The sequence below is a fragment of the Streptomyces rectiviolaceus genome (assembly GCF_039533825.1).
Classification (GTDB): Bacteria; Actinomycetota; Actinomycetes; order Streptomycetales; family Streptomycetaceae; genus Streptomyces; species Streptomyces rectiviolaceus.
This window is the reverse complement of record NZ_BAAAUG010000111.1, coordinates 18,933-40,466: the sequence shown is the minus strand read 5'-3', so window position 1 is coordinate 40,466 and position 21,534 is coordinate 18,933. Positions and strand designations below refer to the sequence as shown.

The following is a 21,534-nucleotide window of genomic DNA, read 5'->3' as shown; positions in this document are numbered from 1 at the left end:
TGATGCCCCGAACAGCCCACTGCCGTACGGCCGAACAGGGCTCCCCGGGGAGGCCGGTTCATTAACGCCCGCCCCGTAGAGGCCGGTTCAGTACGGCGCCTGCCACACCACCGTCGTACCGCCACCGTCCTCCCCGATGCCGGCCCCGTACCAACTGTCGCCGCCGAGCGACTCCGCACGCCTCTTGAGGTTCTTCAGGCCGCTGCGCCGGCCGCCCTCCGCGATGCCGACCCCGTCGTCCGAGACCGTCAGGCGTACGCCCCGCTGCCCGTCGGGGAGGGACACCGTCCCGTCCACGACGACGTCGATGCGGTCGGCCCGCGCGTGCCGGAACGCGTTGGACAGCGCCTCGCGCAGCGCCGCGATGAGGTTCTTGCCGGTGAGCTCGCCGACCATCGTGTCGACGGGCCCGACGAAGTGGTGCGAGGGCTTGAAGCCGAGGGGCACCGCGGCCATGTTGATCTCGCGAAGGACCCGCGTACGCAGCCCGGAAGGAGCCTCGGCCGGGCCCTGCTGCAGGGCGAAGATCGCCGTACGGATCTCCTGGATCGTCACGTCCAGCTCGTCGACGGCCTTGCCCACACCCGTCTGCACCTCGGGCACGACGGACCTGCGCTGGGCGCTCTCCAGCATCATCCCGGTGGCGAACAGGCGCTGGATAACGAGGTCGTGCAGGTCCCGTGCGATCCGGTCGCGGTCCTCGTACACCGCGAGCCGTTCGCGGTCGCGCTGCGCCTCGGCCATCATCAGCGCGAGGGCGGCCTGCGAGGCGAACTGGGTGGCGAGGGTCCGCTCGGTCTCGGTGAACGGCCGTGCGCCACGCGCGCGTGGCGTGACGAGCGTCCCCATGACGCGGCCGTCGCTCTGCAACGGCAGCATCATGACGGGGCCGTAGCCGCGGGCGAGATCGGTCATCACGCGCGGATCCGTGGCCGCGTCGTCGAGGAACACGGAGTCCCCGGCGAGCAGATCGGTGATGATCCGGCTCTCCGGCGGGATGACCACGCCGAGCATCCCGGAGGGTTCGTCCGAGGAGACGGCGACGATCTCCATGCCGCCCTCGTCGTCGGGCAGGAGCACGATCCCGGCGGCCGAGTCGGCGAGATGGCGGGCCTGTTCGGCCACGACGGCGAGCGCCTCCTCCGCGTCGCTCCCCGAGAGCAGCGCCGTGGTGACCGCCACGGAGCCGTCGATCCAGCGTTCGCGCTGCGTGGCGGCTTCGTAGAGGCGCGCGTTGCCGATGGCGATGCCTGCCTCCGTCGCGAGCACGCGGACCATGTGCACGTCGTACTCGTTGAATTCGGCGCCGCCCCGCTTCTCGGTCAGATAGAGGTTGCCGAAGATCTCGCCCTGAACGCGGATGGGGACGCCGAGGAAGGTCCGCATCGGCGGGTGATGCGCCGGGAAGCCGCACGAGCGCGGGTCGGCCGACAGGTCCGCGAGACGCAGGGTCTCCGGCTGGTGGATGAGGGCGCCGAGCAGCCCCTTGTGTCCGTCGGGCAGGCGCCCGATCCGCTCAGCGGTTTCCTCGCCGATGCCGAAGTAGACGAAGTCGGAGAGCCCCTTGCCGTCTTCGGAGACGACGCCGATCGCCGCGTAGTGGGCGTCCGCGAGCTCGGCCGCCGTCTCGCAGATGCGGTCCAGCGTGGTGTGCAGTTCCAGCCCGGCACCTACGGAGCGCATCGCCTCCAGCAGCTGTGGCACGCGCGCCGTCAGCTCGGGGGAGAGCCCCTGGAGGCCGCGGGTCGCCTTCTTCGCCACCTCGACCGGGTCCGATGTGCCGTCGGGTTGCGGAGAGGCGGCGGAGGCCGAGGGGGCTGACATGCCTTTGAGAGTAGTTAGTCCTATTTGGCGAGGAAAGTCGGGGCCTGAGCCCAGCGGGCGGGAAACCACACACGCCTACCCGGCGGCCGTCATCAGCAGGTCCGCCGCCCGTTCCCGCTCCAGCATGCGCCGCAGCGGCCCGTCCACCACCACGAGGTCCGCGTACGCACCGCGCTGCACCACCTGGCCCGCGTCCAGAACGATCACCTCGTCCACCGCGTCGAGCCCGGCGAGCCGGTGCGTGATGAGCAGCGTCGTACGCCCCTCGGTGGCGGCGAGCAGATCGTCCGTGAGGGCGTCGGCGGTCGGCAGGTCGAGGTGTTCGGCCGGCTCGTCCAGGACGAGGACGGGGAAGTCGGCGAGCAGCGCGCGGGCCAGGGCGATGCGCTGCCGCTGGCCTCCGGAGAGACGGGCACCGTGCTCGCCGACCGGGGTGTCGAGCCCTTCGGGGAGCGAGTCGGTCCACTCCTGGAGCCGGGCCCGCGTGAGGGCGCGGCGCAGTTCGTCGTCGCCTGCGCCCTTCCGTGCGATGAGCAGGTTCTCGCGTACGGAGCTGTCGAAGATGTGCGCGTCCTGCGCGCAGAGCCCGACGAGTTCGCGCACGGTGTCGCCGTCCAGCGTGGCCGCGTCCGTGCCGCCCAGGCTGTACGTTCCCTCGCTCGCTCCCAGGAAGCGCAGCAGCACCTGGGCGAGCGTCGTCTTGCCGGAGCCCGACGCGCCGACCACCGCGACGCGGCGTCCGCGCTCCAGCGTCAGGCTGACGCCCGCGAGCGCGTCCCTGTCCTGCCCCTCGTGCCGGGCGTGCAGCCCCTCGACACGGAGCGGGAAGGCCGTCTGCGGGCGCTGTGCGGGGACAGCGGGCTCGGGTACGGGTTCGGGGGCGTCGAGGACCTCGTAGACCCGCTCGGCGCTCTTCCTGACGCGCTGGCGGTACTGCACGGCGAGCGGCAGACCGAGGACCGCCTCGAAGGCGGCGAGCGGGGTGAGGACGACGACGGCGAGCGCGACGCCGCTGAGGCGCCCGTCATGCACCGCCTGTACGCCGACGAGAGCGGCGGCGGCCACGGTGAGGCCGGAGGCGAGCGCGCCGAGTCCGTCGCCGAGCGCGGTGGCCGTGGCGGTCCTGGACGCGATCCGGGTCAGCTCGGCATCGGCTTCCTTCGCCTTGGCCGTACGCCGCGTCAGCGCGCCGGCGACCGTCAACTCGGCGGTGCCGCTGAGGAGATCGGCCACGCGGGTGGCGAGCACCCCGCGCGCGGGGGCCAGCTTCCGCTCCGCGCGGCGGGCGACGGCTCCGGAGAGGAGCGGTACGCCCACTCCGGCGAGGAGCAGGCCGACGGCGAGGACCGCGCCCGCCTCGGGCAGCAGCCAGGCGGTGAAGCCGACGGCTCCGGCGCCCACCGCGGCGGCGGCCGACGCGGGCAGGAGCCAGCGCAGCCAGTAGTCCTGCAGGGCGTCCACATCGGCGACCAGGCGGGAGAGGAGGTCGCCGCGGCGGGTCTTCCTGAGCCCGGCCGGGGCGAGGCGCTCCAGGCGCCGGTAGACGGCCACGCGGGTGTCGGCCAGCATGCGCAGGACGGCGTCGTGCGAGACGAGGCGCTCCGCGTAGCGGAAGACGGCGCGGCCCATGCCGAAGGCGCGGGTCGCCGTCACGGCGACCATCAGGTACATCACCGGAGGCTGCTCGGACGCCCGGCTGATCAGCCACCCCGAAGTGGCCATCAGCCCTACGGAGCTGCCGATCGCGAGAGCGCCCAGCAGGAGGGCGAGCGCGAGCTTGCCCTTCCGTGCCTGTGCGGCGCCCCGCACCCGGGCCAGAACCCCGCCCTTCGGGTGGGACGTCTCGTACTCATCCAGGCGCTCGCCCGGCACGACCGGGCCACCGAGTGAATCGTCGGCAGCGGCGCCACGCACCACCGCCCCCGCGGGCCCCGGCACCTTTACGGCGTACCCAGGGAGCTGGACCTCGTCAGCGTGGGCGTCCAGCCGTACGACCCTGTCGGCGACCCCGAGCAACGCGGGCCGATGCACGACCAGCAGCACGGTCCGCCCCACGGCCAACCGCCGGACCGCCTCGACGACCCCCTCCTCGGTCTCCCCGTCCAGAGCCGCGGTCGGCTCGTCGAGCAGCACCACAGGCCGGTCGGCCAGGAACGCCCGCGCCAGAGCGAGCCGCTGCCGCTGCCCGGCGGACAGTCCTGCCCCGTCCTCCCCGAGCAGCGTCCGCACACCGCCCGGCAGCGCGGAGACGAAGTCCCAGGCCCCCGCCGCCGTCAACGCGTCCCGCACGGAAGCATCGTCCGCGTCCGGCCGCGCGAGCCGCACGTTCTCCGCGATGGACCCCGCGTACAAGTGCGGCCGCTGCGGCACCCAGGCGATCCGCTCCCGCCACCGCTCCGGCGCGACCTCGGAAAGGTCGACGCCCCCGACGCACACCCGCCCCTCGGCAGGCTCGACGAACCCGAGGATCACGTCCAGGAGGGTCGACTTGCCCACCCCGCTGGGCCCGACCAGAGCCACGGTCTCGCCGGGCTCCACGGCGAACGACACCCCGGAGACCGCGTCCGAGGCCCGCCCCGGATACCGGACCGTCACGCCCTCCACGCTCAGCGTCCCCGAAGGCGCCGCCGCCTCCCCGGCGGCCCGCACCGGAGCCTCCAGGACCTCGAAGATCTCCTCGGCCGCGGAGAGCCCCTCCGCTGCCGCGTGGTACTGCGCACCGACCTGACGCAGCGGCAGATAGGCCTCGGGCGCGAGGATCAGGATCACCAGACCCACGTAAAGATCCATGTCGCCGTGGACGAGCCGCATGCCGATCGTCACCGCGACCAGCGCCACGGACAGCGTCGCGAGGAGTTCGAGCGCGAACGACGACAGGAAAGCGATGCGCAACGTCCGCATCGTCGCCTGCCGGTACTCGCCCGTGATCTGCCGAATCGACTCGGCCTGCGCCTTCGCGCGCCCGAACACCTTCAGGGTCGGCAGCCCCGCCACCACGTCCAGGAAGTGCCCCGAAAGGCGGGAGAGGAGCCGCCACTGACGGTCCATCCGGCTCTGTGTCGCCATGCCGATCAAGATCATGAAGACCGGGATCAACGGCAGGGTGACGACGATGATCGCCGCCGACACCCAGTCCTCGGTGACGATCCTCGCGAGCACCGCCACCGGCACCACCACCGCGAGCCCCAACTGCGGCAGATAGCGCGAGAAGTAGTCGTCCAGGGCGTCCACGCCCCGCGTGGCCAGCGAGACGAGCGAGCCCGTCCGCTGGCCGCTCAGCCAGCCGGGACCCAACTGCCCCGCCCGGTCGAGCAGCCGCCCCCGCAGCTCCGACTTCACCGCCGCACTCGCCCGATGGGCTGCGAGCTCGGTCAGCCAGGCGACCAGTGCCCGCCCCGCCGCGACCACCGCGAGCAGGACGAGCGGCGTCCCCAGGTCACCGAGGGCGAGCCCCTTCTGGAAGGCACCGACCACGATCTCGGCGATGAGCATCGCCTGGGCGACGACCAAGCCCGCCCCGGCGACGCCGAGGACCACCACCGCGGCCAGGAAGAACCGAGTGGCACGGGCGTACCGGAGCAGACGCGGGTCGATTGGTTTCACGTGAAACACACCCTCCGAAGAGATCAGCGACCGAGGAGATCAGCGGGCGAAGAACTCAGTGCGCGGAATCCGCGATGTGCTGCGTCCCGATCCGCTTGCGGAACACCCAGTAGGTCCACGACTGGTAGAGCAGCACGATCGGCGTCGCGATGCCGGCGCACCAGGTCATGATCTTCAGGGTGTAGGGACTCGACGAGGCGTTGGTGACCGTGAGGTTCCACTCCTCGTTCAGCGACGACGGCATGACGTTCGGGAAGAGCGTCAGGAAGATCATCGCGAAAGCCGCCGCGATCGTGATGCCCGACAGCGCGAAGGACCAGCCCTCGCGCCCCATCTTGATCGCCCCGATGGCGCCGCCCAGCGCGACCACGGCCACGATCATCGCGACCAGGCTCTTGCCGTCGCCGTTGTCCGCCTGCGTCCAGAGCAGGAACCCGAGCGCCAGGACAGCGGCCGCCAGGCCGAGCCCGAGCGCCAGCTTCCGCGCCCGCACCCGGATGTCCCCCACCGTCTTGAGCGAGGCGAAGACCGCGCCGTGGAAGGTGAACAGCGCCAGGGTGACCAGGCCGCCCAGGATCGCGTACGGGTTCAGGAGGTCCCAGAAGTTGCCCACGTACTCCTTGTGGGCGTCGATCTTCACGCCGCGCGTGATGTTGGCGAAGGCCACGCCCCACATCACCGCCGGGATCAGCGAGGTCCAGAAGATCGCCTGTTCCCAGTTGCGCTGCCACTTCTCCTCGGGCCGCTTCGCCCGGTACTCGAAGGCGACACCGCGCACGATCAGGCAGAGCAGGATGATCAGGAGCGGTAGGTAGAAGCCGGAGAAGAGCGTCGCGTACCACTCGGGGAAGGCGGCGAAGGTCGCGCCACCTGCCGTGAGCAGCCACACCTCGTTGCCGTCCCAGACGGGACCGATGGTGTTGATGAGCACCCGCTTCTCGGTCCTGTCACGGGCGAGCAGCTTGGTGAGAATGCCGATCCCGAAGTCGAAGCCCTCCAGGAAGAAGTAGCCGATCCACAGGACTGCGATCAGCACGAACCAGACGTCGTGAAGTTCCATGTCGATCAACTCCCTCAGTACGAGAAGGCCATGGGCCGGTCGGCGTCTTCGTCACTGTCCGAGCCCGATCCGGCTCCCGGACCGCCGATCTTGGTGGGCGGATTGAGGTCGGCCTCGGTGAGCTCGGGCGGGCCCTGCTTGATGTACTTGAGCAGCAGCTTCACCTCGATCACTGCGAGGATCGCGTAGATCGCGGTGAACACGACCAGCGAGGTGATCACCTCGCCCTGCGAGACCCCCGGCGAGACCGCGTCCCTGGTCTTCAGGACGCCGTAGACCACCCAGGGCTGACGCCCGGTCTCGGTGAAGATCCAGCCCCAGGCGGTGCCGATGAGAGGGAAGATCAGCGTCCACTGGGAGAGCCGCCACCACCAGTTGCCGAGCTTCGGCGTCAGCTCCTTGTTCTTGGTGAGCATGAGCTTCGGCACGTCGTCCGCGCCCGTGCGGTGCTCCGGCGCGAGCCAGAACTTCTTGCGCGTGAGCCAGAGTCCGGCGGTGCACAGGGCCATCGAGACCCCGCCGAAGCCGATCATCCAGCGGTAGGACCAGTAGGCGGTGGGGATGTTGGGTCGGTAGTCACCGGGCCCGAACTTCTCCTGCGCCTCCTTGTTGAGGTCGTTGATGCCGGGAATCTCGGCGCTGAAGTTGTTCTTGGCGAGGAAGGACAGTATCCCGGGGATCTCGATGGCCACGTCGTTGTGCCCCTTGGACACATCGCCGTACGCGAAGAGCGAGAACGGCGCCGGCTTCTCCGACTCCCACAGGGCCTCGGCGGCCGACATCTTCATCGGCTGCTGCTCGTACATGACCTTGCCGAGGGTGTCGGCGCTGACCACGGTGAGCAGGGTGCCGACGAACGCGGTGACCAGGCCGAGCCGCATCGACATCCGCATGGTGCGGATGTGCTGCTTCTTGCGCAGGTGGAAGATCGCGATGCCGGTCATGAAGGCGCCGCCGACCAGGACGGCGGCCGAGATGACGTGGAAGAAGTTGACCAGCGTCGTCTCCTGGAAGAGCACCTTCGAGAAGTCGGTGAGCTCCGCGCGCTTGGTGCCGTCCCGCTCCACGATCTTGTAGCCGACCGGGTGCTGCATGAAGGCGTTGGCCGCGATGATGAAGTACGCCGACGCGATGGTTCCGGCGGAGACGATCCAGATCGTGGCGCAGTGCAGCTTCTTCGGGAGCTTGTCCCAGCCGAAGATCCACAGGCCGATGAAGGTCGACTCGAAGAAGAAGGCGATGAGCGCCTCGAAGGCGAGCGGCGCCCCGAAGACGTCACCGACGAAGCGCGAGTAGTCGGACCAGTTCATGCCGAACTGGAACTCCTGGACGATGCCGGTGACGACACCCATCGCGATGTTGATCAGGAACAGCTTTCCCCAGAACTTGGTCGCCCTGAGGTAGTGCTCCTTGCCCGTGCGCACCCAGGCCGTCTCCAGGATCGCCGTGAGGGCGGCCAAGGAGATCGTCAGAGGGACGAACAGGAAGTGATAGACGGTGGTGATGCCGAACTGCCATCGCGCCAATGTCTCGGGCGCCAGAGCCAGATCCACGTCGACTTCTCCTTACGGCCGTGATCACATCGGCAGTTTGCCCTTTTAATCCCACTGACCTGGGGATCAACCAGGACACGCTTGTGAACGCGTTCACATTCACAAGCATTATGTCGTACCGCTTCCGAGCACCAACAGGGGGTCCCCCCTTACTGACGGGAACCTCACACGGACACGGACACGGCGAAGGGGCCGAGGACAACGTCCCCGGCCCCTCGTCGTCACACCGCTGTCTACAGCCCTACAGACCTACAGACCTACAGACCTGCTGACCTACAGCTCCTTGCGGAACGCCGCCGCCGCCTGCAGGAAGATGTCGTTGGCCTCGGTCTCCCCGATCGTGACCCGCATCCCCTCGCCCGCGAACGGCCGTACGACCACGCCGGCCTTCTCGCACGCCGCAGCGAAGTCGGTCGTACGCTCCCCGAGCCGCAGCCACACGAAGTTCGCCTGCGTCTCGGGCACCGTCCAGCCCTGCCCGCGCAGCGTCTCGACCACCCGTGTGCGCTCGCCGACCAACGAGCCGACGCGGCCCATCAGTTCGTCCTCGGCCCGCAGCGAGGCCACCGCCGCGTCCTGCGCGAGCTGGCTCACCCCGAAGGGCACCGCCGTCTTGCGCAGCGCGGCCGCCACCGGCTCGTGGGCGATCGCGAAGCCCACGCGCAGGCCCGCGAGGCCGTACGCCTTGGAGAACGTACGCAGCACGGCGACGTTCGGACGGTCGCGGTAGAGCTCGACGCCGTCCGGCACCTCGACATCACGGATGAACTCGCGGTAGGCCTCGTCGAGCACCACCAGGACATCGCTCGGCACCCGGTCCAGGAACCGCTCGAGCTCGGCCCTGCGCACCACCGTGCCGGTCGGGTTGTTCGGGTTGCAGACGAAGATCAGCCGCGTCCGGTCGGTAATGGCGTCGGCCATCGCGTCCAGGTCGTGGACGTCCCCCGACGTCAGCGGCACCTTCACCGACGTGGCACCGCTCACCTGCGTGATGATCGGGTACGCCTCGAAGGACCGCCAGGCGTAGATGACCTCGTCCCCCGGGCCCGACGTGGCCTGAAGCAGCTGCTGGGCGACGCCGACGGAACCGGTGCCCGTCGCCACGTGCGACACCGGCACCCCGAAGCGGTCGGCGAGCTCGCTCATCAGGCCGGTGCACGCCATGTCCGGGTAGCGGTTGAACGCACCCGCGGCGGCGAGCACGCTCTCCATGACGCCCGGCAGAGGCGGGTAGGGGTTCTCGTTCGAGGACAGCTTGTAGGCCGCCGGCCCATCGGCCGCGGCGGGCTTCCCCGGCTTGTAGGTGGGGATACCCTCCAGCTCGGCACGCAGCCTCGGGCTCGTCTCGCTCACCGCAGTCCTCCTCTTGAACACCTGCACACCTGAACACCTGACTTCAATACTCCTCACCTTATGAGGATTCAGCTCTGCTGCGAATGGGTCAGGGGTATCCGCCTCAGACAAGCGCCGACGAGCTCCGCCGGGCGCGCAAAGAGGGGGGAGCGCTACCCGCCGTGGAACGCGCCGGTGGCTCACTCCGTGGCGCGCATCACCCGTGAAGGTGAGTTGAGACCTCTTCGAAACATCGCTCATTTGGCAGGCCTGTGCGCGACGACAAGGGACCGTCCGCCCCAGAGCCCCCCAACTCCCTTGCAATCCAAGGTCGTTGACCCAGTTACGCCATGCAGAAACGTGCCTGTCAACGAGTGAATATGCGTCCGCACTACCCACCCCCATGAGCCCTACTATCGGCTCGCCATGACAGCAGCAGGGAACCACCAGGTGAGCCGAGCGGAGACCGCCCGCCGGGGCAACCGGCAGAGCCGAGCGGGCATCAGAGACGTCGCCGCCGCCGCCGGTGTCTCCATCACGACAGTGTCCGACGCCCTCAACGGCAAGGGGCGGCTCCCGGACGCCACCCGACGCCATGTCCGAGAGGTCGCCGAACGGCTGGGGTATCGCCCCTCCGCGGCGGCCCGAACGCTCCGTACCGGCAAGTCGGGCCTGATCGGCCTGACCGTGACGACCTACGGGGATGAACCTTTCACCTTCACCGAATTCGCGTACTTCGCGGAGATGGCCAGAGCCGCGACCTCGGCCGCGCTGGCCCGCGGCTACGCCCTTGTCATCCTGCCCGCCACCTCCCGGCGCAGCCCGGTCGACGTGTGGTCGAACGTCGCGCTCGACGGCACCGTCGTCGTCGATCCGTCCGACCACGATCCCGTCGTCAGCGAGCTGGTCCGCCAGGGCCTACCCGTGGTGTCCGACGGCCGCCCGGCCGGGTCCCTCCCGGTCACCGCCTGGGTCGACAACGACCATGAGGCGGCGGTCCTCGAGATCCTCGATCACCTCGCGGCGGCCGGAGCCCGCCGGATCGGGCTGCTCACAGGGACCACCACGGACACGTACACCCACCTGTCCACGACCGCCTATCTGCGCTGGTGCGAGCGCGTCGGACAGGACCCGGTGTACGAGTCCTACCCGGCCCACGACCCTTGTGCCGGCGCGGTCGCGGCCGACCGGCTGCTCGCCAGACCGGACCGGCCCGACGCCGTCTACGGCCTCTTCGACCCGAACGGCACCGACCTCCTCGCGGCCGCCCGCCGTTACGGGCTGCGGGTGCCGGACGACCTGCTGCTCGTGTGCTGCAGCGAGTCCACGGTCTACGCCAGCACCGAACCGCCCATCACCACGCTCTCGCTCAAACCGCGGCGCATCGGCACGGCCGTGGTCCAGCTCCTGATCGACGCCATCGAAGGCCTGGATTCGGGCCGGCCCGTCGAGCAGGTGATACCGACGGAGCTGATCGTGCGCACCTCGTCCGAGCGACGTCCACCGCGTACGACGGTCAGCCCACCCCGCTCGGCCGGACCCGGTTGAGCGGGCCGCTCGGCGGGGAGAACCCCCGTCAACCGGCACTGCCCGGCACGGCCCCGTGGTGATCTGTGGGGAAACCCCTACCCAATTCGGGAGAAAACCTCGGTGAACTGGGGTTCAGCACTGATTCACCACCCCTGGTGCACCACACAGCGCGAGCCGCATTCCTATGATGGGCGGACGACACCGCGGGCCGCTGCGACCAGGCAGTCCGATCTCGGTGCAGATGCGGCGCAATGGTGGTGGAGGGGTCGATGACTCAGGGGGCCGGTCAGGGACCCGATGTGCGGACGGCGACGTTGCGCGACTTCCGCGTTCCGGCGTACGTCCATGAGACCGGTCCGGTCCAGGGGGGTTCGGCGGGTGTGGCGGGTCCGGGCGTCTCGGGGGACATCCCCGGAACGCCGGACGAGGGCTACACCCCCACCCAGCGCGACCTGCCCGTGATCAACCGCGGTGACACCGTGCAAGTGGAGGTGCAGGCCATGCCCGAGCCTCCACAGGCGCCGGCGTCCGACGAGCACGGCCCGCTGTTCGTGGTGGGCGACGTGCACGGCTATCTCGACGAGCTGCTCGCGGCGCTCCAGGAGCAGGGCCTCATCGACGCCGATGGCGACTGGTCCGCGGGCAACGCACGCCTGTGGTTCCTCGGCGACTTCACCGACCGCGGCCCGGACGGCATCGGCGTCATCGACCTCGTGATGCGCCTGTCCGCGCAGGCGGCGGCCGCGGGCGGCTACTGCAAGGCCCTGATGGGCAACCACGAGCTGCTCCTGCTCGGCGCGAAGCGGTTCGGCGACACCCCGGTCAACTCGGGTGCCGGAACGGCCACCTTCCAGGCAGCCTGGCTCCTGAACGGCGGCCAGAAGACCGACATGGAGCGCCTCGAAGACCACCATCTGCAGTGGATGGCCCGCCTCGACGCGATCGAGGCGGAGGACGGGCATCTCCTGATGCACTCCGACACAACCGCCTATCTGGATTACGGCGACTCGATCGAAGCCGTGAACGACACGGTCCGCGAGACCCTCACGCGCAACGACGCCGACGAATGCTGGGACCTCTTCCGGAAGTTCACCAAGCGCTTCGCCTTCCGCGACGAGTCGGGCCCCTCCGCCGTACGTGAACTCCTCGACATGTACGGCGGCCACCGCGTCGTGCATGGCCACAGCCCCATCCCGTATCTGCTCGGCGACGTCGGCTCCGAGGACGACTCGGACGGCGGCGGTCCCGTCATCGAGGGACCGCACATCTACGCAGGCGGCCTTGCCATCGCCATGGACGGCGGCGTGACCATGGCCGGAAAGCTGCTGGTCTGCCAACTTCCCCTGGATAACTGAGCGTTCGCTGGGCAGGTGCACCCCTACACGATCACGCTGGCCCAGGGGCCTATTTCTGGAAACCCCCTGTCACCGCGTGCCGTCACGGCTCTACCATCGGCTTATCCGTAGCAGGCTCCCCTCCGTTTCTGCCCGACGGCTCGTAGCCATGCGAGCCCCAAGCCCTACGGAGCATCGGGGGATGCACATGAACAGCGCTCCACACCTGCTCAATGAGGACCGCCCCGAGTACGAGCGGATCCTCGATGAGGCGCTGCGCACCGCACCAAATCGTCCTGATCTCGCCGCAGTGGGCGAACGGCTCAATCCCGAGCAGCTGCGCACCATGGCTCTGAACGCCACTGCGCTGATCACTGCCGCCGCCACGACCGAGTACACGCACTATGTGAAGGTCCGCGAAGAACTGCGCGAAAGCGGATCTGCCGCACCATCGATCCGGGAGCGGAGCTCCGAGGGTTCGGCGGAAGCCGGCTCCGGCGGCCTCGGTCTCGCCACCACGATGGGGGAGGTCACCACCCAGGCTTCTGGGGCGGGGGCCATCGCCGTCGTCGCGGTGCTCGCACCGGTCCTCGCCGGGGCGGCCGCCGCGATCTTCCTGCTCGTCGGCTACATCCTGAAGATGCTCAACCCCGAGCCCGCCTTCGCGGAAACCCTGCTCACCGCGGGGTGGCTGTTCGGCGCGCTCACCGCAGGGGCCATCCTGATCGCCGCGATCGGTCTGCTCCTGACCGCCCTGCGCAACGGCTCCACCTCGCTGCAGGCCGGGCTGTACGGCGAGCAGAACGAGGAGGTGGTTCGCGCCAGGGAAGCCTGGGGCGAGGCACTCCTGGAGCGCGGCGTCCTGCCGTTCCTCCGGGAGGCGCTCGCGGATCCGGGGGCGGCGCACGCGGCGCGTACGCCGTCGGCGGACCCGCACAGCCGCATGCCCCAACTCGGCTACAACAGGCCGGGATTCAGCAGCCCGGACGGCGGCCCGGCGGCGGGACCGCGCCCGAGCTACTCGAGCCCGGACTTCTCGAGCCCGGACTTCGGCGGACCGGACCACAAGCCGGAGTAGTACGCGCGGCTTCGGGCGGACGGCCGTGACCGTCCGCCCGAAGCGCCGCGCCGCACCTTCGAGCCGCGCCGTAGCGCCAAGCCGCGCGGTAGCGCCGGTCAGTCGGCGATGGGGAGGTACACGCGGTTTCCGGCTGCCGCGAACTCCTTGGACTTCTGGTCCATGCCCGCCGCGATCTCCTCCTGCGTACCGCCGTGCTCACGCCGGATGTCGTGCGAGATCTTCATGCTGCAGAACTTCGGCCCGCACATCGAGCAGAAGTGCGCCGTCTTCGCGGGCTCCGCCGGCAGCGTCTCGTCGTGGAACTCCCGGGCCGTGACCGGGTCGAGGGCCAGGTTGAACTGGTCCTCCCAGCGGAACTCGAAGCGCGCGTCCGAGAGCGCGTCGTCCCAGTCCTGCGCGCCCGGGTGCCCCTTGGCGAGGTCCGCCGCGTGGGCCGCGATCTTGTACGTGATGACACCGGTCTTCACGTCGTCGCGGTTGGGCAGGCCCAGGTGCTCCTTGGGCGTGACGTAGCAGAGCATCGCCGTGCCCCACCAGCCGATCATCGCGGCGCCGATGCCGGAGGTGATGTGGTCGTACGCGGGCGCGATGTCCGTGGTCAGCGGGCCGAGCGTGTAGAACGGCGCCTCCTCGCAGATCTCCTGCTGAAGGTCGATGTTCTCCTTGATCTTGTGCATCGGGACGTGTCCCGGGCCCTCGATCATGGTCTGTACGTTATGACGCTTGGCGATCGTGTTGAGTTCCCCGAGGGTGCGCAACTCGGCGAACTGCGCCTCGTCGTTGGCGTCCGCGATCGACCCGGGGCGCAGACCGTCGCCGAGGGAGTACGTCACGTCGTACGACGCGAGGATCTCGCAGAGCTCCTCGAAGTTCTCGTAGAGGAAGCTCTCCTTGTGGTGCGCGAGACACCAGGCCGCCATGATCGAGCCGCCGCGCGAGACGATGCCGGTCTTGCGGTTGGCGGTCAGCGGAACGTACGGAAGGCGCACGCCCGCGTGCACCGTCATGTAGTCCACGCCCTGCTCGGCCTGCTCGATGACCGTGTCCTTGTAGATCTCCCAGGTCAGCGCCTCGGCCTGGCCGTCGACCTTCTCCAGGGCCTGGTAGAGCGGCACGGTCCCGATGGGGACGGGGGAGTTGCGCAGGACCCACTCGCGGGTGGTGTGGATGTTGCGCCCGGTGGACAGGTCCATGACCGTGTCGGCGCCCCACTTGGTCGCCCAGGTCATCTTGTCCACCTCCTCCTCGATGGAGGAGGTGACCGCGGAGTTGCCGATGTTGGCGTTGACCTTCACCAGGAACTTCTTGCCGATGATCATCGGCTCGATCTCCGGGTGGTTGACGTTGGCGGGGATGACCGCGCGGCCCGCGGCGACCTCCGCGCGCACGACCTCGGGGTCGAGGTTCTCGCGGATCCCGATGAACTCCATCTCCGGCGTGATCTCGCCGCGGCGGGCGTACGCGAGCTGCGTCACCGCCTGGCCCCCACGGCCCCGGCGCGGCTGACGCGGACGGCCGGGGAAGACCGCGTCGAGGTTCTTCAGGCCTCCGCGCGGCGAGGTGTGCTTGATGCCGTCGTCCTCGGGACGGGGCGGGCGGCCCGTGTACTCCTCGGTGTCGCCGCGGGCGATGATCCAGTTCTCGCGCAGGGGTGCGAGACCCCTGCGGACGTCGGTGTCGATGGACTCGTCGGTGTACGGCCCCGAAGTGTCGTACAGGGTCACGGCCTTGCCGTTGGTGAGGTGCACCTGTCGGACCGGCACCCGCAGGTCGGGGCGTGAGCCCTCGACGTACGCCTTGTGCCAGCCGATGGACTTCCCGGCCTCCGCGGCGACTGTGCCCTCGACGTTCTCGTCGTGCGCGTCGTTCTCGTCGCTGCTGGAGGCAGGCGTGCGTGCGTCCGCTGTGGTCATGAGACCTACTCCCTACGCCGGCATTACCCGGTAACAGGTTCGGCGGTCGACGCAGCGAATTCCGTACGGCTCGTGCACTTTTTGTGCCGCTTCGTACGGAGGTCAGCGCCCTCTCAGCCCGGTGCTCCGAGCTCCCGCGATTGCAAAGGTGGCTCCACGCTAGCGTCCTATCGGGCGCGCTGAACAGAGGGCCCCCTCCGTTCTTGCGATGATCGGGCAGTGACCACCACAGAGCCGCCGTCCCAGCCGCCCGTCCCGAACGTGCCTCCGGACCCGCACGGGCACTCCCACAGCCACGGTCCGGCCGCGCCCGTTTCCAAGCATCTGCGCAAGGTCATCGCCGCCGTGCTGATTCCTTTCGCCACGGCCGTGGTCGTGGGGCTCGCGGTGTTCTGGCCCGGTGGCGCACCGGGCCACGAGCGCACCGGCGTCGGCTTCGACCGGCAGACCCAGTCGGCCGAGGTGACGAAGGTGCAGGAGCTTCCCTGCAAGGAAGTGAACGCCTCGCAGACCCCGCCGAACGGCGACACCTCCACCGCCGAGGGGCAGTCCGCGCAGTCCCGCGCGAAGGGCACCTGCGGGAAGGCGACGGTCGAGGTGACCAGCGGCAAGGACAAGGGCCGCACGTTCACCGAGATCGTCCAGCCGGACTCACCGCGACAGTTGAAGCAGGACCAGCAGGTGGTGGTCGCCTACGAGCCCACGGCACCCGAGGCGCTGCAGTACTCGGTCATCGATGTGAACCGGAAGTTCCCCATGGCGCTGCTCGCCGGGATCTTCGCGCTCGCCGTCGTCGTGGTGGGACGGCTGCGCGGCCTCATGGCCCTGATCGCCCTGGCGTTGAGCTTCCTGGTCCTGACGTTCTTCATCCTGCCCGCGATCCTGCAGGGCTCGAACCCGCTGGTCGTGGCGGTGATCGGGGCCAGCGCCATCATGCTGATCGCGCTCTATCTGTGCCACGGCCTCACGGCGCGTACGTCGGTCGCGGTCCTCGGCACGCTGATCTCGCTGCTCCTCATCGGGCTGCTCGGCTCGCTCTTCATCGGCTGGGCCTCGCTGACCGGCAACACGGACGACAACACCGGCCTGATCCACGGCCTCTATCCGGACATCGACATGAGCGGTCTGCTGCTCGCCGGCGTCATCATCGGCTCGCTCGGCGTGCTCGACGACGTGACGGTCACGCAGACCTCCGCGGTCTGGGAACTGCACCAGGCCAACCCCACGATGGGCTGGCGCGGTCTGTACGGCGCGGCCATCCGCATCGGCCGCGACCACATCGCCTCGGTCGTCAACACCCTGGTCCTGGCCTACGCGGGCGCCGCGCTGCCCCTGCTGCTGCTCTTCTCGATCGCACAGAGCAGCGTGGGCACGGTGGCCAACAGCGAGCTGGTGGCCGAGGAGATCGTGCGCACCCTGGTCGGCTCGATCGGCCTTGTCGCCTCGGTGCCGGTGACGACCGCGCTCGCGGCCCTGGTGGTCTCGGCCGACCGGGCGACCCCTGCGGGCCGGACGGCAAGCACGGGCCGCCCGGGCGCGGGCCACCCGGGAAGCGGCGCCACCCCGGCCGCCAAGCAGAGCCGTGGCGGAAAGGGCCGACGCCGCAAGGCCTGAGCGGCCGATGCCACGAAATGCACCAATCTGCCGTACGGCTGTGCCCCTTGGCTCGCGGAGGTCAACCCGCGCTCTGCTCCTCGGCGAGGATCCGGTCCAACGCTTCGTCCAGGTGCGTCTCGAAGTCGGCGAGCGCCCGCTCCTGCCCCAGCGGAACCAGCTTGTCCGTACGGTCCAGGAAGGCGAGCAGGGGCGGGATCCCGACCCGGAACAGCGCGTGGTCCCCACCGACCTGAAGCCTGATGAGCACCTCGTCGAGCAGCTCGGGATCGGTGGGTGCGATGTGCACATCCCCGTCGCCGCACGCCCCGCCCACCCCGTCGACCAGCAGCTCGCGCCCGAAGGCCCAGGTCACCGGGGCGTCGCCGGGGAGATGGAAGGTCAGCCGGACGGCGTAGGGATCACCGGTGTCATAGCGCAGCTCCACCGGGATGCGAAACGACAACTCCTCGGAGACTAGGAAGCTCATCATGACCTCTGCCTGGACCGACTCGCGCATCGCCCGCCTACCCCGTCGCTAAAGCTCGACTGGCCAGGAACCAACTCCCTGACACTCATGGCATCTTGCTTAACGTGCACATCAGATCACAAGGAGTGAGTTTTCAGATGCTGATAGAGAAAGCAAGTGTCCCTAGTAGCTTTCCGATCTCATTCTGCAACCGCTCTGCCGCGGGCAGTAGTCGATCTGCCTGATAGGAGGGAACGGAAATCGCCATGGTCGCCGCAGTGTTACCCGCAGTGATCGGAATAGCGGCGCAGACCGTCCCCAGCGCGTACTCCTGCCGCTCCACCACGGGCTTCATCCGGCCCATCCCGTCCAGGCGGCGCATGAGACTCCGGTCATCACGGACCGAGTACCGAGTGATCGACTGCACCGGATACCGGGAGATGTGGTCCTGCCGCTGCTCGTCGTCGAGTTGGGCGAGCAGACACTGCCCGATCGCATGGGCGTGTCCTGTCTCGCGGAAGTCGGCCCACTCCTCCACAGCCGGATTCCCCGGCGTGTCCGCGACGGCCACGACCTCGATCTCGCCCTCGCGGTAGACGGCGAAATACACCGGCACGCCGATGGCGTCGCGCCAGTGCGCCAGGGCCTCGCCGATCATGCCGCGACGATTCTGCTGCGCCCCGCTCGCGCTCAGCCGCTCGGCCGCCTCGCCGAGCACGAACACGCCCTTGTCCCTGCGCAGATAGCCCTCGTGCGTCAGCGTGCGCAGCAGGTGATACGCCGTGGGCAGCGCGAGCCCGGCCTCTCGGGCCAACTGCTTGGCGGGCGCGCCCTCCTGATGCGCGGAGGCCGCTTCCAGCAACCGCATCGCCCGCTGCACCGAGCCAATGAGGGTCGGCGCGACGGCAGTTGACGCCGTGACGGTCGGCGATGCCCCGGGCGAGGGGTCGTTGGACGAGATGTCGGCGTGTGTGGCGTCAACCGTGGCCAAGGTTCACTCCCGAAACGCGTGGGGGTTCCGCCCGTGCCCGGGATACACGGGTGGGAGCGCGGTGCGCCCGCGCGCGGGGATCACCCCGCGTCGGTTTTCGGACTCTAACCGTTGGCCACCGGTCTAAGGCACCGCACCAGGAAACTTCCCCCACCCGAGCGAACTGTTGCGAGAAGTCACCAATCGCTGCGCGAAGAGGTCGACCCGGATATGAACTTCCGTACGACGTAGATGAGTCCACCCACCAGTGCCACGAAAATCAGTGCCTTGAACAACAGGCCGACCACGAATCCCACAACGGTCGCTATCAAACCGCCGAACACGACCAGGGCGATGACCGGCACCGCGATCCACTTCACCCACCACGGCAATCCCGAGAAGATCTCCTGCGCTGCCATCGTCCTTACCTCTCTCCGCATCTGTCCTGCTTCTTGCATTCGATGCTAGGGCGGCGGAGGGCCCGACGGGGGCCTCGCATCCCTTGTCCTCCCCTGATCCGTCCCCTAGGGAACCCCGAGGTCGAAGCCCTGAGAAGTCAGCCCTCCGGCGGGGAGAAGACGACGAGCACCCGCAGGTCCTCGCTGATGTGGTGGAACTTGTGGGCGACCCCGGCCGGCACGTACACGACGCTGCCGCGCGCGACTTGGGTCGTCTCCATACCGACCGTGATCGACGCCCGGCCGCTGACGATCATGTACACCTCGTCCTGCTGGTGAGGCTGCTGCGGGTCGGACTCGCCGGCGTCGAGCGCGTACAGCCCGACCGACATGTTCCGCTCGCGCAGAAACTGCAGGTACGCGCCATCGTTCGCGGCGCGCTCCGTCTCCAGTTCATCCAGCCGGAATGCCTTCATCGTCCTCGTACGCCCCTTGCCCCAGCTCGCGAGCCGACCGCTCTGGCCGTCCGTCTGCAACGATCAGACACATGAAGAATTTCGTAGTCAAGACGATCGCCAACGCGGCGGCCCTGGCCGTCGCCGTGTGGCTCCTCGACAAGATCACCCTGACCGGCGACAACACGGGCAAGAAGACGCTCACGCTGATCGTCGTCGCGCTGCTCTTCGGCCTGGTGAACTTCCTGGTCAAGCCGATCGTGAAGGTGCTCACCTTCCCGCTGTTCATCCTGACCCTCGGGCTGATCACGCTCGTGGTCAACGCGCTGATGCTGCTGCTGACCTCGTGGCTTGCCGACAAGTTCGACGTGAGCTTCCACGTCGAGGGGTTCTGGACCGCCGTCCTGGGCGGCCTGATCATCTCGGTCGTGTCCTGGGCGATGAACGTCGTCCTGCCCGACGACAAGGACTGAGCCCGCCCCATGGCCTTCTCCGTGTGCTTCGTCTGCACCGGCAACATCTGCCGGTCCCCCATGGCCGAATCCGTCTTCCGCGCCCGGGTCGACGAGGCCGGGCTGGGCGGCATCGTCCTGGTCGACAGTGCGGGCACCGACGGCTGGCACGAGGGGGACGGTGCCGACCCGCGCACCCTCTCCGTCCTGGAGGCGGCCGGATACGAGAGCGATCACGTGGTGCGCCGTTTCCAGGTCTCCTGGTTCTCCCGGCTCGACCTGGTGATCGCCCTGGACTCCGGCCACCACCGGACCCTGCGCCGCCTCGCGCCGACACCGGCCGACGCGGAGAAGGTGCGGCTGCTGCGCTCGTACGACCCCGTGGCCGCCGGACTGGGCGACCTGGACGTCCCCGACCCGTACTACGGGGACGACGACGGGTTCGACACGTGCCTGAGAATGGTGGAGGCGGCGAGCGACGGTCTGCTCGACGCCGTACGTGAAGCAAGGGAAAGGCGGGCGGCATGACGGACTCCGCAGCGATATCCGCAGGCACTGGCGCAGGTACCGGTGCGGGAGCGGGCACCGGGATGGGCGACGGCACGAGAGCGGTGCGGGCCGGCCTCCCCGAGCCCGTGAAGCACGAGCCGACCCTCCCGGGCCCGGTGTTCGCCGCCCACTTCCACCTGCCGGGCGACCCCACCGGGCCGTACACCTATGGACGGGACGACAACCCGACCTGGACGCTTCTCGAGCAGGCCATCGGCGAGCTCGAGGCGCCGGACGAGACGTCGGGCGAGGCGCCGGGCGAGGGGAGTGACGGGGGCACCGGAACAGGCGTCGAGACCCTGGTCTTCGCCTCCGGGATGGCCGCCATCTCGGCGGTGCTCTTCTCGCAGCTGCGCGCCGGTGACACGGTGGTCCTGCCGGACGACGGCTATCAGGCGCTGCCCCTGGTCAGGGAGCAGCTCACCGCGTACGGCATCGAGGTGCGCACCGCCCCCACCGGCGGCGACGCCCAGCTCGACGTCCTGGACGGCGCCAAGCTGCTGTGGATCGAGACGCCGTCGAACCCGGGCCTCGACGTGTGCGACGTGCGACGCCTCGCCGACGCGGCACACGCGCGTGGAGCCCTGGTGGCGGTCGACAACACCCTGGCCACACCGCTCGGCCAGCGCCCCCTTGAGCTCGGCGCGGACTTCTCCGTGGCCAGCGGCACCAAGATGCTCACCGGCCACGGCGACATCCTCCTCGGGTACGTTGCCTGCCGCGACGCCGAGTTGACCGCCTCCGTGCGGCGTTGGCGCAAGATCGTCGGGGCGATCCCGGGGCCGATGGAGGCCTGGCTGGCGCATCGCTCGCTCGCCACGCTCCAGCTGCGCGCCGACCGCCAGAACGCCAACGCCCTGGCCCTGGCCGAAGCGCTGCGCGGCCGCGACGAAGTGACCGGGCTTCGCTATCCGGGACTGCCGGACGACCCCTCGTACAAGATCGCCTCGCAGCAGATGCGGCGCTTCGGGTGCGTGGTCTCCTTCACGCTGCCCTCACGCGCGCAGGCCGACCGTTTCCTGGACGCGCTGCGTCTGGTGGACGACGCGACGAGTTTTGGTGGCGTGCGTTCCACCGCGGAACGGCGTGGCCGCTGGGGCGGGGACGCCGTCGCGGAGGGCTTCATCCGCCTCTCCGCCGGATCCGAGGACCCCGATGACCTGGTCGCGGACGTGCTGCGCGCGCTGGACGAGTCCTCGGACTGACGGCCCTGCGTGCGCGCGGACCGTCTCCGGCTAGTACCGGGCTACGCACAACGAACGGTCCGAGCCTCCCCCCTCGTGGCTCGGACCGTCCCGGTTCTGCGCGCGAAGAACCGCGCCAACAAGGCTAGTTGACTGTGTGTCAGTGTCCAATCACAGTAGCGACAGAGGCCTATCGACATATTTATAGTTGGGCGCGGTCCGAGGGCCGGGAGG

Annotated in this window: 17 protein-coding genes; 7 read left to right on the top strand and 10 right to left on the bottom strand. The window is 69.3% G+C overall.

What is annotated here, in order from left to right; genetic code table 11:
- Window positions 1-87: 87 nt before the first annotated feature.
- The 5 genes from ABD378_RS28125 to hisC all read right to left on the bottom strand — a co-directional run bounded on the left by ABD378_RS28125 (window position 88) and on the right by hisC (window position 9,393).
- The gene (locus tag ABD378_RS28125; protein WP_344525098.1) at window positions 88-1,824 is read right to left on the bottom strand and encodes a GAF domain-containing sensor histidine kinase; all 1,737 of its coding nucleotides are present in this window, start codon (window positions 1,822-1,824) and stop codon (window positions 88-90) included.
- A gap of 75 nt (window positions 1,825-1,899) precedes the next feature.
- The gene (gene cydD / locus ABD378_RS28120; protein WP_344525096.1) at window positions 1,900-5,427 is read right to left on the bottom strand and encodes a thiol reductant ABC exporter subunit CydD; all 3,528 of its coding nucleotides are present in this window, start codon (window positions 5,425-5,427) and stop codon (window positions 1,900-1,902) included.
- Between the two features lie 55 nt (window positions 5,428-5,482).
- Window positions 5,483-6,487: a cytochrome d ubiquinol oxidase subunit II gene (gene cydB / locus ABD378_RS28115; RefSeq protein WP_344525094.1), complete on the bottom strand. Its 1,005-nt coding sequence runs from the start codon at window positions 6,485-6,487 to the stop codon at window positions 5,483-5,485.
- 14 nt (window positions 6,488-6,501) lie between these two features.
- Window positions 6,502-8,040, bottom strand: a complete 1,539-nt coding sequence (locus ABD378_RS28110; RefSeq protein WP_344525092.1) for a cytochrome ubiquinol oxidase subunit I — start codon at window positions 8,038-8,040, stop codon at window positions 6,502-6,504.
- A gap of 273 nt (window positions 8,041-8,313) precedes the next feature.
- The gene (gene hisC / locus ABD378_RS28105; RefSeq protein ID WP_344525090.1) at window positions 8,314-9,393 is read right to left on the bottom strand and encodes a histidinol-phosphate transaminase; all 1,080 of its coding nucleotides are present in this window, start codon (window positions 9,391-9,393) and stop codon (window positions 8,314-8,316) included.
- A gap of 405 nt (window positions 9,394-9,798) precedes the next feature.
- Between hisC and ABD378_RS28100 the strand changes: the two genes are divergently transcribed.
- The 3 genes from ABD378_RS28100 to ABD378_RS28090 all read left to right on the top strand — a co-directional run bounded on the left by ABD378_RS28100 (window position 9,799) and on the right by ABD378_RS28090 (window position 13,314).
- A complete protein-coding gene (locus ABD378_RS28100) occupies window positions 9,799-10,920 on the top strand; it encodes a LacI family DNA-binding transcriptional regulator (RefSeq protein WP_344525088.1) in 1,122 nt (373 codons plus the stop codon).
- 236 nt (window positions 10,921-11,156) lie between these two features.
- Window positions 11,157-12,257 carry a metallophosphoesterase gene (locus tag ABD378_RS28095; protein WP_425583869.1) on the top strand — a complete coding sequence of 367 codons (1,101 nt, stop codon included), beginning with the start codon at window positions 11,157-11,159 and terminating at the stop codon, window positions 12,255-12,257.
- A gap of 181 nt (window positions 12,258-12,438) precedes the next feature.
- Window positions 12,439-13,314: a hypothetical protein gene (locus ABD378_RS28090; protein WP_344525084.1), complete on the top strand. Its 876-nt coding sequence runs from the start codon at window positions 12,439-12,441 to the stop codon at window positions 13,312-13,314.
- Window positions 13,315-13,412: 98 nt separating this feature from the next.
- On the opposite strand, the gene thiC is transcribed toward ABD378_RS28090, so the two are convergent.
- Window positions 13,413-15,230 carry a phosphomethylpyrimidine synthase ThiC gene (gene thiC, locus ABD378_RS28085; RefSeq protein WP_344525082.1) on the bottom strand — a complete coding sequence of 606 codons (1,818 nt, stop codon included), beginning with the start codon at window positions 15,228-15,230 and terminating at the stop codon, window positions 13,413-13,415.
- 219 nt (window positions 15,231-15,449) lie between these two features.
- Between thiC and ABD378_RS28080 the strand changes: the two genes are divergently transcribed.
- The gene (locus ABD378_RS28080; RefSeq protein ID WP_344525080.1) at window positions 15,450-16,844 is read left to right on the top strand and encodes a YibE/F family protein; all 1,395 of its coding nucleotides are present in this window, start codon (window positions 15,450-15,452) and stop codon (window positions 16,842-16,844) included.
- 61 nt (window positions 16,845-16,905) lie between these two features.
- On the opposite strand, the gene ABD378_RS28075 is transcribed toward ABD378_RS28080, so the two are convergent.
- From ABD378_RS28075 to ABD378_RS28060, 4 genes are all read right to left on the bottom strand, one after another.
- The gene (locus ABD378_RS28075) at window positions 16,906-17,343 is read right to left on the bottom strand and encodes an SsgA family sporulation/cell division regulator (RefSeq protein WP_344525078.1); all 438 of its coding nucleotides are present in this window, start codon (window positions 17,341-17,343) and stop codon (window positions 16,906-16,908) included.
- Window positions 17,344-17,446: 103 nt separating this feature from the next.
- Entirely contained in the window at window positions 17,447-18,172 is a 726-nt protein-coding gene (locus tag ABD378_RS28070) for an IclR family transcriptional regulator (RefSeq protein WP_344525141.1), read from the bottom strand.
- 287 nt (window positions 18,173-18,459) lie between these two features.
- On the bottom strand, window positions 18,460-18,681 hold the full coding sequence (locus ABD378_RS28065; protein WP_160506068.1) for a DUF5326 family protein: 222 nt from the start codon (window positions 18,679-18,681) through the stop codon (window positions 18,460-18,462).
- A 137-nt stretch (window positions 18,682-18,818) separates the two neighbouring features.
- Window positions 18,819-19,136, bottom strand: coding sequence for a cupin domain-containing protein (locus ABD378_RS28060; protein ID WP_160506069.1), 318 nt, complete (start codon window positions 19,134-19,136; stop codon window positions 18,819-18,821).
- Window positions 19,137-19,207: 71 nt separating this feature from the next.
- Between ABD378_RS28060 and ABD378_RS28055 the strand changes: the two genes are divergently transcribed.
- From ABD378_RS28055 to ABD378_RS28045, 3 genes are read left to right on the top strand one after another with little or no spacing between them, the layout of a single operon-like run.
- Window positions 19,208-19,588 carry a phage holin family protein gene (locus ABD378_RS28055; RefSeq protein ID WP_344525075.1) on the top strand — a complete coding sequence of 127 codons (381 nt, stop codon included), beginning with the start codon at window positions 19,208-19,210 and terminating at the stop codon, window positions 19,586-19,588.
- 9 nt (window positions 19,589-19,597) lie between these two features.
- On the top strand, window positions 19,598-20,095 hold the full coding sequence (locus tag ABD378_RS28050) for a low molecular weight protein-tyrosine-phosphatase (protein WP_344525073.1): 498 nt from the start codon (window positions 19,598-19,600) through the stop codon (window positions 20,093-20,095).
- Window positions 20,092-21,321, top strand: a complete 1,230-nt coding sequence (locus ABD378_RS28045) for a cystathionine gamma-lyase (RefSeq protein WP_344525071.1) — start codon at window positions 20,092-20,094, stop codon at window positions 21,319-21,321. The genes ABD378_RS28050 and ABD378_RS28045 overlap by 4 nt, the downstream gene beginning before the upstream one ends.
- Window positions 21,322-21,534: the final 213 nt, after the last annotated feature.

Coding starts and splice junctions, on each gene's coding strand:
- ABD378_RS28125 (WP_344525098.1), bottom strand. CDS start 1,824: ATGTCAGCCCCCTCGGCCTCCGCCGCCTCTCCGCAACCCGACGGCACA.
- cydB (WP_344525094.1), bottom strand. CDS start 6,487: ATGGAACTTCACGACGTCTGGTTCGTGCTGATCGCAGTCCTGTGGATC.
- ABD378_RS28100 (WP_344525088.1), top strand. CDS start 9,799: ATGACAGCAGCAGGGAACCACCAGGTGAGCCGAGCGGAGACCGCCCGC.
- ABD378_RS28090 (WP_344525084.1), top strand. CDS start 12,439: ATGCACATGAACAGCGCTCCACACCTGCTCAATGAGGACCGCCCCGAG.
- thiC (WP_344525082.1), bottom strand. CDS start 15,230: ATGACCACAGCGGACGCACGCACGCCTGCCTCCAGCAGCGACGAGAAC.
- ABD378_RS28075 (WP_344525078.1), bottom strand. CDS start 17,343: ATGCGCGAGTCGGTCCAGGCAGAGGTCATGATGAGCTTCCTAGTCTCC.
- ABD378_RS28065 (WP_160506068.1), bottom strand. CDS start 18,681: ATGGCAGCGCAGGAGATCTTCTCGGGATTGCCGTGGTGGGTGAAGTGG.
- ABD378_RS28060 (WP_160506069.1), bottom strand. CDS start 19,136: ATGAAGGCATTCCGGCTGGATGAACTGGAGACGGAGCGCGCCGCGAAC.
- ABD378_RS28055 (WP_344525075.1), top strand. CDS start 19,208: ATGAAGAATTTCGTAGTCAAGACGATCGCCAACGCGGCGGCCCTGGCC.
- ABD378_RS28050 (WP_344525073.1), top strand. CDS start 19,598: ATGGCCTTCTCCGTGTGCTTCGTCTGCACCGGCAACATCTGCCGGTCC.
- ABD378_RS28045 (WP_344525071.1), top strand. CDS start 20,092: ATGACGGACTCCGCAGCGATATCCGCAGGCACTGGCGCAGGTACCGGT.